The sequence below is a fragment of the Chryseobacterium sp. KCF3-3 genome (assembly GCF_045865955.1).
GTDB lineage: Bacteria > Bacteroidota > Bacteroidia > Flavobacteriales > Weeksellaceae > Chryseobacterium.
Genome location: NZ_AP035792.1, coordinates 1371700 through 1384291 on the forward strand (window position 1 = coordinate 1371700; position 12592 = coordinate 1384291).

At 35.5% G+C, this 12592-nt stretch carries 13 protein-coding genes; 5 read left to right on the forward strand and 8 right to left on the reverse strand.

The window, feature by feature from the left end:
- Nucleotides 1-56: 56 nt before the first annotated feature.
- Both metK and ACKTTZ_RS06135 read right to left on the reverse strand, forming a co-directional pair.
- Nucleotides 57-1337 carry a methionine adenosyltransferase gene (metK, locus tag ACKTTZ_RS06130; RefSeq protein WP_253317496.1) on the reverse strand — a complete coding sequence of 427 codons (1281 nt, stop codon included), beginning with the start codon at nucleotides 1335-1337 and terminating at the stop codon, nucleotides 57-59.
- A gap of 237 nt (nucleotides 1338-1574) precedes the next feature.
- Nucleotides 1575-2525, reverse strand: coding sequence for a LysR substrate-binding domain-containing protein (locus tag ACKTTZ_RS06135; RefSeq protein WP_034692517.1), 951 nt, complete (start codon nucleotides 2523-2525; stop codon nucleotides 1575-1577).
- A gap of 134 nt (nucleotides 2526-2659) precedes the next feature.
- Between ACKTTZ_RS06135 and ACKTTZ_RS06140 the strand changes: the two genes are divergently transcribed.
- The 5 genes from ACKTTZ_RS06140 to ACKTTZ_RS06160 all read left to right on the forward strand — a co-directional run bounded on the left by ACKTTZ_RS06140 (nucleotide 2660) and on the right by ACKTTZ_RS06160 (nucleotide 6927).
- Nucleotides 2660-4147 carry a catalase gene (locus ACKTTZ_RS06140; protein ID WP_407847836.1) on the forward strand — a complete coding sequence of 496 codons (1488 nt, stop codon included), beginning with the start codon at nucleotides 2660-2662 and terminating at the stop codon, nucleotides 4145-4147.
- A gap of 105 nt (nucleotides 4148-4252) precedes the next feature.
- On the forward strand, nucleotides 4253-5020 hold the full coding sequence (locus ACKTTZ_RS06145) for an enoyl-CoA hydratase/isomerase family protein (protein ID WP_034692518.1): 768 nt from the start codon (nucleotides 4253-4255) through the stop codon (nucleotides 5018-5020).
- 54 nt (nucleotides 5021-5074) lie between these two features.
- Nucleotides 5075-5497 (forward strand): dCMP deaminase family protein, encoded by a 423-nt coding sequence (locus ACKTTZ_RS06150; RefSeq protein WP_034692520.1) that lies wholly within the window; start codon nucleotides 5075-5077, stop codon nucleotides 5495-5497.
- Nucleotides 5498-5503: 6 nt separating this feature from the next.
- On the forward strand, nucleotides 5504-6418 hold the full coding sequence (gene xerD, locus ACKTTZ_RS06155) for a site-specific tyrosine recombinase XerD (RefSeq protein WP_034692523.1): 915 nt from the start codon (nucleotides 5504-5506) through the stop codon (nucleotides 6416-6418).
- Nucleotides 6415-6927, forward strand: coding sequence for an NUDIX domain-containing protein (locus ACKTTZ_RS06160; RefSeq protein ID WP_034692525.1), 513 nt, complete (start codon nucleotides 6415-6417; stop codon nucleotides 6925-6927). The genes xerD and ACKTTZ_RS06160 overlap by 4 nt, the downstream gene beginning before the upstream one ends.
- 104 nt (nucleotides 6928-7031) lie before the next feature.
- On the opposite strand, the gene ACKTTZ_RS06165 is transcribed toward ACKTTZ_RS06160, so the two are convergent.
- The 6 genes from ACKTTZ_RS06165 to ACKTTZ_RS06190 all read right to left on the reverse strand — a co-directional run bounded on the left by ACKTTZ_RS06165 (nucleotide 7032) and on the right by ACKTTZ_RS06190 (nucleotide 12556).
- The gene (locus ACKTTZ_RS06165; protein WP_253317500.1) at nucleotides 7032-7490 is read right to left on the reverse strand and encodes a heme-binding domain-containing protein; all 459 of its coding nucleotides are present in this window, start codon (nucleotides 7488-7490) and stop codon (nucleotides 7032-7034) included.
- Nucleotides 7491-7494: 4 nt separating this feature from the next.
- A complete protein-coding gene (locus ACKTTZ_RS06170; protein WP_034692528.1) occupies nucleotides 7495-9276 on the reverse strand; it encodes an Ig-like domain-containing protein in 1782 nt (593 codons plus the stop codon).
- A 25-nt stretch (nucleotides 9277-9301) separates the two neighbouring features.
- A complete protein-coding gene (locus ACKTTZ_RS06175; RefSeq protein ID WP_407847840.1) occupies nucleotides 9302-10564 on the reverse strand; it encodes a serine hydrolase domain-containing protein in 1263 nt (420 codons plus the stop codon).
- Nucleotides 10565-10876: 312 nt separating this feature from the next.
- Nucleotides 10877-11101 carry a hypothetical protein gene (locus ACKTTZ_RS06180; RefSeq protein ID WP_407847842.1) on the reverse strand — a complete coding sequence of 75 codons (225 nt, stop codon included), beginning with the start codon at nucleotides 11099-11101 and terminating at the stop codon, nucleotides 10877-10879.
- Nucleotides 11102-11194: 93 nt separating this feature from the next.
- The gene (locus ACKTTZ_RS06185) at nucleotides 11195-12124 is read right to left on the reverse strand and encodes a 2-hydroxyacid dehydrogenase (RefSeq protein ID WP_034692535.1); all 930 of its coding nucleotides are present in this window, start codon (nucleotides 12122-12124) and stop codon (nucleotides 11195-11197) included.
- Between the two features lie 45 nt (nucleotides 12125-12169).
- Nucleotides 12170-12556 carry a GxxExxY protein gene (locus ACKTTZ_RS06190; protein ID WP_407847844.1) on the reverse strand — a complete coding sequence of 129 codons (387 nt, stop codon included), beginning with the start codon at nucleotides 12554-12556 and terminating at the stop codon, nucleotides 12170-12172.
- Between the last annotated feature and the right edge of the window lie 36 nt (nucleotides 12557-12592).

Below are 12592 nucleotides of genomic sequence, written 5' to 3' on the forward strand. Positions count from 1 at the left end.
AAAAAAACTGCCTTATCCAAAGATAAAGCAGTTCATTTATTATTCTTTAAAAGAAATTAAATTCCAAAAGCGGCTTTAATTTCCTCAACTTTGTCTAGTTTCTCCCAAGTAAAGAACTCAAGCCCTTTCAATGTAAGCTCATTTTTATGTCCTTTATTGAAAGTTTTATCAGCCACATAATGCTCTTTACCCATGTGTCCGTAAGAAGCCGTTTCCTGATAAATAGGGTTTCTTAATTTTAAGTTCTGCTCGATAGCATAAGGTCTTAAATCAAAAATAGCAGAAACTTTTTTCGCGATATCTCCATCATGAAGGTCTACTTTCGCAGTTCCATAAGTGTTGATGTATAAACCACAAGGTTCAGCTACTCCAATTGCATAAGAAACCTGTACCAAAACTTCATCCGCTACGCCTGCAGCCACTAAGTTCTTAGCAATATGTCTTGTAGCATATGCAGCACTTCTATCTACTTTAGAAGGATCTTTTCCAGAGAAAGCACCACCACCGTGAGCTCCTTTACCTCCGTAAGTATCAACGATGATTTTTCTACCTGTAAGACCTGTATCTCCGTGAGGTCCTCCGATTACGAATTTCCCTGTAGGATTGATGTGATATTTAATCTGATCGTTAAATAAAGCTTTGATTTCTTCAGTCTGCTGTGCAACAACTCTTGGAACCAGAATATTTTTGATATCCTCACGGATTTTGTTCAACATTTCTTCTTCACTTCCAAAGTCATCATGCTGAGTAGAAACTACGATAGAATCTATTCTGATTGGTTTATGATCATCAGAATACTCAATGGTTACCTGGCTTTTTGCATCAGGACGAAGATAAGCGATTTCTTTATTTTCTCTTCTGATGGCAGAAAGTTCTTTCAGAATTGTGTGAGCAAGATCCAATGCAAGAGGCATATAGTTGGCCGTTTCATTGGTAGCATACCCGAACATCATTCCCTGGTCTCCAGCTCCCTGTGCATTTGCTTTAGCTTCGAAAGACTCATCATTTACCGCTCTGTCAACTCCCTGGTTGATATCAGGTGACTGCTCATGGATTGCAGAGATTACTCCACAAGAATCTCCATTGAACATATACTCTCCTTTCGTATATCCGATTCCATTGATTACTTCTCTGGCAATGGTCTGTACATCAAGGTAAGCATCTGATTTTACTTCTCCTGCCAACACCACCTGTCCGGTAGTTACAAGAGTTTCACATGCTACTTTTGAATCTTTATCATATGCTAAGAAATGGTCGATTAATGCATCGGAAATTTGATCGGCAATTTTATCCGGATGTCCTTCTGAAACTGATTCAGATGTAAATAAATAAGACATATAATTCTTTTGTTTTTAAAGATTTAAAAAATTGTATTTGCGAAAAATATGAATGAAATTGCCCAGAAAAAAGAATACTGTTTTAGCATTTTTTTATAGAGGTTGCAATCAGGTCAAATTTTTCCTCGTAATAAACGTCAGCAAATTTAAGTACTATTTTCGTAATACTCAAAAATTTTGTTTATTAATTATAATTTTATTTAAATTGATGATTTCTATCACTTTAAAGCATTTCCATTACTGAGGCTTAATGCTTACAAATTCTTTCGGACTTTCGTGGTAATTCAACTTAAGTTCTAAAGAAGTTTTGATAGAATGTGATAATTCATCAATAATTTTTTGCTTAAAGGTTGGTTTATAATAAATAATACTGATTTCTCGATAAGGGAAAGGTTTTTTGAATCTGAAAACATTTTTCTTCTGCTCTTCTGAAAGCTGGCTCAGAGCCAATTCCGGCAGAATACTGATTCCTCCTACTTTATCTACCATATGCACCAAAGTCTGAATATTGGAAGCCAGGAAGTCTAAATTTTTAGGCTTCAGGGTATTTTCTTTCAGATGACAGATATTTTCAAACTGATTTCTCAGACAGTTTCCTTCTTCAAGCAGCCATACTTTCTCTACATTCAGATCTTCCGGAATGATATAAGAATTCTTTTTGTTAGCTTCTGTATTGGAACTGTAAATCATCAGCTCCTCATTGAATAGGAAATCCTGATAAAACTCATCAGCAGTATCATAAGGAGTAGAGATAATTCCCGCATCCAGTTCTCCTGCTTTTAAAGCTTTAATAATATTATCTGTTGTCATTTCTTTCACATTCATCTGAATCTTCGGATTTTCCTCCAGGAATTTGAAAATCTCTGTTGGCAGAATGAAAGAAGACACTGTAGGAATGATCCCCAGATTGATGGTTCCTCCTAAAATATTATTCAAAAGATTGGCTTTGTTTTTCAGCTCATTCACAGACTCGATAATTACCTTTGCCTGATCAATAATCTGAAGACCTACATCCGTGGTACGAATCGGGTGGGTAGTTCTGTCAAACACCTTTACATCCAGTTCATCCTCAAATTTCTGTATCATGGCACTTAACGTAGGTTGGGTAATAAAACACGCCTGAGCGGCCTTACCAAAATGTTTATACTTATCTACAGCGATAAGATACTCCAGTTGCTGAATGTTCATTTGATTAATATTATCTATTACAAAGATATAACGTTTTTGCTATTACCAATTAAAAATTCAAGTAAATTTGATATTCATTACCTTTACACTTGGATTTAGAAAAACAAAAAACATTTATACAAATCATTAATGATATGGATTCTAAAAAATTAACGTTAAGTAGCGGCGCACCTTATTTTGAACATCAGGATTCACAGACGGTAGGACCAAGAGGCCCGGTATTGCTGCAGGACTTTATTCTTCAGGAAAATCTTGCACATTTCGTTAGGGAAAGGATTCCTGAAAGGATTGTGCATGCCAAAGGAAGCGGAGCTTACGGAACTTTCACCGTAACGCATGATATCAGCCAGTACACAAAAGCAAAACTGTTTTCAAAAGTAGGAAACTCATGCAGAATGTTTGCAAGATTTTCTACTGTGGGAGGTGAAAAAGGAAGTGCAGATACGGCAAGAGACCCAAGAGGATTTGCATTAAAATTTTATACTGAAGACGGAAACTGGGATCTTGTAGGAAATAATACTCCTGTATTCTTTATTAAGGATGCCAAAAAATTCCCGGATTTTATTCATACTCAGAAAAGAGTACCAAAAACCAATTTAAAAAGTGCCACCATGATGTGGGATTTCTGGAGCCTAAACCCGGAATCACTTCATCAGGTTCTTATATTAATGTCAGACAGAGGAACTCCACATGGTTACAGACATATGCATGGTTTCGGATCTCATACTTTCTCCATGATTAATGATAAAAATGAAAGAGTATGGGTAAAGTTCCACTTCAAGACTAAACAGGGTGTAAAAAACTTCACGGATGAAGAAGCGGTAAAAATGGCCGGAGAAAACCCGGACTTTGCACAGGAAGATCTTTGCAATGCTATTGAAAATGGAGATTTCCCGAAATGGACCTTATTTATACAGGTAATGACTGAGGAACAGGCAAAAGATTTCAGATGGAATCCGTTTGATGTAACCAAAGTATGGTTCCATGACGATTTTCCTTTGATCGAGGTTGGAGAAATGGAACTTAATGAAGTTCCTGTTAATTATTTTGCGCATGTAGAACAGTCTACTTTTTCTCCGAGCAATCTGATTAACGGAATCAGCTTCTCTCCGGACAAAATGCTTCAGGGAAGATTATTCTCATATCCTGATGCTCACCGTTACAGAGTAGGGGTCAACTCTCATCAGCTGGAAGTGAACAGATGTCCATTTGAAGTCAACAATTATCAAAGAGATGGTTATATGGCAGATTCAAGCCAGTATCAGGACAAACCTAATTATCATCCGAACAGTTTTGATGACATCAAAGCAGATTCATCTTATAAAAACTATGAATATGAGTTAGACAGTGCTCATGTTGCCAGCTACAACAGAAATGACAACGACAGTGATCACTATACCCAACCAGGACTTTTGTATTCAAAAGCAATGAATGCAGAAGACAGAGATCATTTGATCAAAAATATTGTAGGCAGCATGAATGGCATTACAGGACCGAAAAAAGATGAGATTATCAACCGACAACTATGTCACTTTTTCCGTGCTAACATTGAGCTTGGCATGAAAGTGGCTTCTCAGCTAAATGTTAATATTGATGCAAATATGATGAATCATTCCAAATAATCATATTGAATGATAAATTAAAAAAAAGGAAAAAAAAATAATATTTTTTCCTTTTTTTTGTAAAAAATTCATAATTTGCAAAGGATGATATTTTAAAGTGGAAAAATGAGTTACGAGAACATATTATTAAAAAAAGAAGATAAATTATCTATTATTACCATAAACAGACCTGAGAGTTTAAATGCTTTAAATGCTAAAACAATTCAGGAAATCAGTACCGCACTGGATGAGCTTAACGCTGACACTTCATGTAGAGTAATTATCCTTACCGGAAGTGGAGAAAAATCTTTTGTAGCGGGAGCTGATATCAAGGAATTCAGCGACTTCGGACAGGAAAAAGCTGAAGAACTTGCAAGAAACGGACAAAATACATTGTTCAACAAAATTGAAAATATGTCTAAACCTGTCATTGCAGCCGTAAACGGTTTTGCATTAGGAGGAGGTTTGGAGCTTGCCATGGCATGCCACATCAGATACGCATCGGAAAACGCCAGATTAGGACTTCCTGAAGTAACTCTTGGATTAATTCCAGGATATGGAGGAACTCAGAGGCTTCCAAAGCTTGTAGGAAAAGGTATTGCCAATGAAATGATCTTCTCTGCCAAAATGATCCCTGCTCAAAAAGCAAAAGAGATCGGATTGGTGAATGAAGTATATCCTATTGAAGAATTATTAACCAAAACGAAAGAATTAGCAAACACGATTGCCTACAATTCGCCAATGGCAATATCGAAGGCTATAAATGCCGTGAATTTATCTGATACGGAGAAAGGTTTTGAAACTGAAATTAAATATTTCGGAGAACTTTTTGAAATGGAAGATAAGAAAGAAGGAGTTACTGCGTTTCTAGAGAAGAGAAAGCCTAACTTCTAAATCTTTCTAAAAGATTTTAATCCAAATTATTTCGAAAAAAAACAATGCTGCGGTATGAATAAGTTTGATAAAGCTTATCTAAAAATGGCTCAGGAATGGGCAAAACTCTCCTACTGTAAGAGAAAACAGGTGGGAGCTCTTATCGTAAAAGATAGGATGATTATTTCAGATGGTTACAACGGGACTCCTTCGGGATTCGAAAACTGCTGTGAAGATGGAGAAGGAAAAACACACTGGTACGTATTGCATGCGGAAGCTAACGCTATATTAAAGCTGGCTGCCTCTACCCAATCTGCGAAAGGAGCAACGTTATATTTAACGCTGTCTCCATGTAAAGAATGTAGTAAACTGATTCTGCAGGCCGGGATTACGAGACTGGTGTACATTAATGAGTATTCGGATGACGATGGAATATCGTTCCTGAGGAACCATAACATTGAAATAGAACAAATATCGGACTGTGAACTAAAAAAATAAGCACAAATGACTTGGGATGAAAAGATCAAAGATTTTGAAATATTTCTTCGTTTCGAAAGAAATTTTTCAGAAAACACGCTCGACGCTTACGTTCGGGACATTAAGAAATTAAAAGATTACGCAGAAGAGGATCTGGAAAACGTCGGTCCAGACTCCATCGGTTACGAAAACCTGCAGGAATACATTTTCAATCTTTCCAAACAGAAATTCAGTGAGAGATCACAAGCAAGATGGATATCTTCCATCAAAGCTTTCTTTAAATTTCTGCTGGAGGATGAATATCGTGAAGACAATCCTGCGGCGTTACTTGAAGGCCCTAAACTGGGATTATATCTACCTGATACTTTAAGCCTGCCTGATATCAACAAAATTATTGCTGCTATTGAGGTCAATACAGATCTAGGAAAAAGAAACCACTGCATCATAGAGGTACTATATGGATGCGGACTTCGTGTTTCTGAACTGATCGATCTGAAGATCTCCAATATCAACTTCAAAGAACAGTACATCAAGGTACACGGAAAAGGAAATAAAACCCGTTTTGTTCCTTTAGCCGACTATACCGCTGATTTGCTTGAAAGTTATATCAAAGAGGTACGTTCTAAAGGAAAAGTGAATAAGAAATATGAAGATACTCTGTTTTTAAACAGCCGAGGGACCTCTATGTCCAGAGTAATCGTATTTCTTATAATCAAAGAACTTACAGATAAAGCAGGGGTTAACAAAAAAATATCTCCACACACATTCAGACATTCATTTGCGACCCATTTATTACAGAATGGAGCAGATTTGCGTTATATCCAGGAAATGCTGGGACACTCCAGTATTACAACAACGGAGATCTATACGCACCTGAAAACGGAAGAATTAAGGGATGTTATTTTAAGTTATCACCCGAGAAATATTAATATTGCTCAATGAAACTATTGAAATATTGCCCAAGCTGTGGCAAGGAGTCCTTACACTGGGATGGTGAAAAAAAATGGAGCTGCCCGGAATGTGGTTTTACTTTGTATAATAATGTGGCAGGTGCTGTAGCGGTTGTCATCAGATGTGGAGACGAAATTTATCTTACGAGAAGAAACAGAGATCCTAAAAAAGGGAAACTTGATCTTGCCGGAGGATTTGTTGACCCTAAAGAAAGTGCAGAGGAAACCTGTAAGAGAGAACTTTTTGAAGAACTTCAGCTTGATATCAATATTTCTAACCTGAAATACCTTACCAGCCTTCCCAACATCTATCAATACAAGGAAATTGATTATAATACGATCGATCTCTTTTATGAATACAATGTTTCGGAAAAGTTTGAGGTAAATCTTGAGCTCTCTGAGATTTCGGAAGCAGTCTGGATTCCTTTACAGAATCTGGATCTTGAAGATCTTGCTTTTGATTCTCAGAAGAGATTTTTTGAGAGCTATTTAAAGAAATAATTTTTGTAAAATATTCTCCCGCAGATTTTACAAACTGAGCAGATTGTTTAAAACAAATATCTGTCCGGTCTGTAAAATCTGCGGGAGTTTTTTTATGGTAGAGATTAATAAGTTTTAGTCTTCAGCATTTCTTCAAAATACTGAATCAGCAATGCTCTTTCTGCTTCTGAAAGATTAGCCTCTTTATGGTACACGATATAGCCAGGCATCGGCATTGTTTTATTCTGAATAGTCTGAATAGATTTAGTAAGCATGTTCTCCTTCAAATCCTTATTATAAGTTTGCCAGGCAGAAAAATTAAGATGTTCCCTACCTTCATTCACATGGCTTTTTACAGACCAGGAAACGGGCGCAATAAAAGCATATTTTGGGTATACTGTTTCATTAGAATGACAGTCGTAACAGGCATTTTTAAGCAGTGTTCTGATCTTTTCCGGTGATTTCCTTGCATCAACAAAGTTTACCTTCGTATCCACAGGCTGATTGGTTCTGTCGATAGGAAAGAACTGAATCAGAGCAAATGCCACCAATGTCCAGAATATTATTTTCTTAGCAATCTTCATCAACTTACTTTACTGGCGTTAAAACAGCATTTTGAGATTTCAATTCTTTTTTAGCTTCTTGTTTCACTTCAGTGGTAGCTGATGGTGTTTCCACTGCAGGAGTTGCTACAGCGGGTGTAGCTCCTTTAGGATTATCAAGTGTTTTGGTATCCTTAAGATCCCACTCTTCTCTTGTTTCCCATAGACCTCTAATGATCACTTTTTTATAGAAAATATAAGCATCTTCAGCAAAAATATCATTAGCAAAATCTGCTTCATCCCAATATTTATTCCCGTTATTATCTACCAGAATTCTCACTACATATTCTCCAGGTTTCAGGATATCAAATTTCACTTTATCTCCTTTTGTATACCTCTGATAGGCTATTTTATCTGAAGAATCCAGCAGTTGAATCCAATAATTTGTCGTAGGTGCATTAGAAATGGAGAATTCAACGCTTCCAAACTGGTCTATTTTGTCAACATCAAAATCGAAACGCTTAGACTGAGTATTTTTTGCATAGAATGAGGATACAGTTTCTTTAGGCACAGTAAGCTCATAGCTTTTTCCCATCACAAAATCTGACTGAACCTGAATTTGGTATGGATTGGTTTCTGAAATTTTCGCAGTAAATGGTAACGTTGTTAAACTGTCTCCTTTTACTCTCAATGTCCATTTTGAAGGATCTATTTTATCAACTATATAATTGGAAGATATCTTAAAATCTGACTTTGGAGCTAATGATTCACCTCCATTATCACTGTTGAGATCCATGACATTCTTTTTATTGTATCTGTAAAATAAAGATACACTGTAGGCACTGTCTTTTTTCGGACCTTTATTATGAGTGAATATCAGTTTTTCATTGGCATCCTGCCCTACATTATCTTTTGCCGCATCAAACCAGATTCTTACAGAGTCCGATTTCGGAGTATGGGTTATTTTTACATCTTTCAGCTTCTCATTCAGCGACTGAACTTTTACTTCATCAGGATTTCCTTCAAAAGTCATCAGAACACCTCCTGAGATTTCTTTCATTTCTACATACTTTACAGCCTTTTTGGAAGGATATACTTTTAAGTTTAATCCTGATATAGATTTCTCAAAATTGATTGGATCTTTCTGGAATCCTACTTTTTCTTTCCCCGGGTCATACATAGAATTTCCGTTCTCATCTTCAAAAGCAATAATTTTATATTTTCCAGGAGTCAGATAGTTTAGTTCGTAATATCCGTCTTCATCTACCTTAGTGATATAGTAAGGCTTTTTCTTGTAATCCATCGTATCTTTTACCTGATACAATCCTACCACAAGTTTATTTTCAGCTGTTGTAGTTCCTGTTTTCTTTTTAGTATCCAGGGCATCTTTTATTTCACCACTGATATAAAGGTCATCCAATTTATCGCCTGTAGAAAAAGCAAAATTGAAATACCTTAGTATATTGGATTCGTTATTATCAACAATTGAGTTTCCAAAATTGAAGTTATAAGTAGTATTAGCCTGAAGAGTATCTGACCATTGAATCAGAACAAATTTGTTGGCAATATTGGACGGGAGAATTCTCGTTATTCCTTTAATAGGAGGTGAAATAATCAGGTTTTTATTGATATCCTTCAACGTCACATATTCATCAAAGTCCAGACGGAGCTGGTGAATATCTCTTTTGACATTAATTCTTGTTGTATCAATGTTTGAACTTAAAAACTTCGGCGCCAGAGTATCTTTAGGTCCTCCAACAGGAGATCCTACTCTTGCACATGAATGTACAAGAAAACAGATAACGAATAATAAAAGAAACCTTTTCATGAAAATGTTTAGGCAAAAGTAAACATTATTCTCCAAAAACTTCCTGTCCGGAATTCAAAGTATCTTTATTGTCATGCATCACCGAATGAAGCTTATCCTTCTGCAAAGGGAAATCCTCGAATAATCCGGATAATGCAAGAGCTGTATATACTTTGTTTGAATATTTGTTTCCGATAGCTACGATGGTAACCTTAGATTTTAAAAGATGGGCAAATACGGAGTTCGTACCATGCCACCATCCATTGTGATAAGTAAGCTTTTCACCGTTATCAAATATTTTCATCCTGAATCCTAAGCCATAATTATTCATTCCTGCTTTTTCATTGCTGTAAGGAGTGAATACCATCTGCATCAGTTCAGGCTTCAGGAAATTTTTCGAAAACATGGCTTTTGAGAAATTGTACAGATCTCTTGGCGTAGTGTACACATTTTTATCTCCATAAATCAGATCAAGTCTGTCTAAAGGATACAGCTTATTTCCTCCATAATAAAAAGACTGTGCTGCTGTTGGAATATCTTTTTCCTGAAAGATGTAAGTGTTATTCATTTTCAATGGTGTGAAAACCATTTCTTTCATCGCCTGAGGAAAAGGAGTTTTGGTCACTTTTTCAATTAATAAAGCCAATAAAGCAAAATTCGTATTGCAATACATAAATCCTGTATCCGTATCTCTTGCCAGATCAGGTTTATATTTAATGATCATGTTCAATACATCTTGATTCGTAATAAATTGCTTGGAAAGTTCTGCCGGAGCCGGCTGTATCTTGGTAATAAAATATTCATATTTTGGAAGACCACTTCTTTGATCCAATAAAGTCTGAACGGTAACATTCGGATAGGGAAATCCTGGGAAAAACTGAGTAAGGTGATCTGTAAATTTTATTTTTCCTGCCTCTATCAATTTCATCATGGCCATTGCCGTTAAAGTTTTCGAAACTGAAGCAACGTGTAAAGGTGTATTTTTGTCGATCGGCATCTGGTTTCCTTCTCTTCCGAAGCCTCTGTAATTTTCATACAGGATTTCATCACCTTTGGCAACAAGAATTCCACCACTAAGGTCTCCTCCTTCCCATACCTTTTTGTAATACTGATCGATATAACTTACAGTAGTCTGTCTGTTCAGAAGTTGTCCGTCCCCTTTTGTAAAAATATCACCCAGATCTACATTTCCATAGTTGGGCAGATTGGTTGTATTTTCAGCCGAAGCTTCTTTGGCTTCAGACTTTTTTTTACAGGAAAATATCGATAATAAAACAGTTAGGATAAGTACAAAATTACGCGTCTTCATGAGATTCAAAAATGAGCGGCAATTTAATAAAACTCAAAATAAATAATAAATATGAGGTGGATATTATGAATTATTTAACATAAATGAATAGAGAATTAAAAATGCGAAAAGGCAAAATCCGGAAAATGAGGAGGTAAAAAGCAGAGAAAATAAATTCTCTTCCTTAGAATCTAAACCTTATCAAATAGGAGGGCCTGCTTGTCCTATTATTCTTCCGCCAAATGTAATAAGACTATACATATTTAAAATTGCAGTACTCAAATCATCCTGGTTACAATAATAGTTATCAATGGTCCCATATACTGAATACTCTCAAATATTAAATCCTTCTTCAATGTCATTATAGTAAATTACTCTTCTACCTATTAATCCTACGACCCAAAAACCTCCTCCTTCCTGTCCATACTCTTCTTCGTACCATTTTTCAGGGTATATTTTGATTAAATCCCAGAAGTTTAAAAGATGGCCATTTAAATCTTTTTCTGTCAAGAAAATCTTTTCAAAAATTTCTTCAATGGATATTGGAGTCCAGGTCATGATTATATAAAAGTTAATAATTCGAAATTAATAAAAAAAAGACGAATTCACTTTTTGTAAATTCGTCTTTTTATCTTTTTTATATTGCTTAGTTTAACAATGTGAAGCTACTATTTTATCTACAATAAACTGAGCCAGTTTTTCTTTACTCTGATGCGTCCAGCCTGCAATATGGGGTGTGACAATTGCTTTTTCTGATTCCAGAAGGTATTTTAAATCTTCATTTTCAGATTCTATGTTCTCGAAAGAAGACTTTTCATACTCCAATACATCCAGACAAGTCCCTTTTACCTTTCCTGATTTCAACCCTTCTACTAAACTTTTAGTTTCAACATTCTTTCCTCTTGCTGTATTCACGAAATAAAAGTCGTTTTTCATTTCCTGAATGAATGTTTGATCAATAAGATAATGCGTTTCTGACGTTAGAGGAATATGTAAACTTACAACCTCTGCAGATTGTTTTAATTCTTCTAATGAAACCTGTGTGGCATATTCATCAGAAAGGTCAGGAAGAATATCATGGAAAATCACCTTACATCCGAATCCTGAAAGTCTTTTTGCAGTAGCTTTTCCCATGTTTCCATATCCAATTAATCCTACTGTTTTCCCTAACAACTCGTCACCTCTGTTTTCTTCACGTTTCCAGATCCCGTTTTTCACTTCCTGAGAAGCAATAAAAAGTCTGTTCATAATAACAAGCAGCATTCCCACTACATGCTCCGCCACAGAATCTCTATTTCCCTCCGGAGAATTAATCAGCTGAATTCCCAGTTTTTCGGCAACAGGAATATCAATATTTTCCATTCCGGCACCTACTCTTGCGATGAATTTCAGGTTCTTTCCTTTTTCCAGAAAGTTTTTGTTAAGTGGGATACGGCTTCTGATAATAATTCCGTCGTAATTCTCAATTTTATCACAAACCTCATCATAAGACGACGTAAAATCCTCTTCCAAAATAAAATTCTGAGCCAAAAGCTGTTCAGTAATAAGAGGATGATTTTTATCTAAAAGAAGTATTTTCATAGTTTAAACACGAATGACACTAATTTATTTCACAAATAACACAAATTATAAAGTACCGTTAATTACTCTCTTAACCCCATTTTTAAACTGAAGTGTATTGAAGTTGATCAATATCCCAAGTTTACAATTACTTAGGTGAAGGTAGGTAAGTATTTGCGCTAAATGAATATCCTGTAATGATTCTATAGATTTTATTTTCAGCACAAATTTTTTCTCAATCAAAAAGTCAAGTCTATAGCCAACATCCATTTTAACTTCATCATAAATTAATGGCATCGGTTTTTGTCTTTCTACAAGAATATCATGTTTACTTAATTCATAAAACAGGCATTCTTCATAAGCACTTTCCAAAAGTCCTGGTCCAAGAGATTTATGAACTATATACCCTGCTTCATAAACAATTTTTGATATATCATTTTCTGAAATATCCATTTTGATTATTTTTTCATCTGACTGAGCACAAACCAT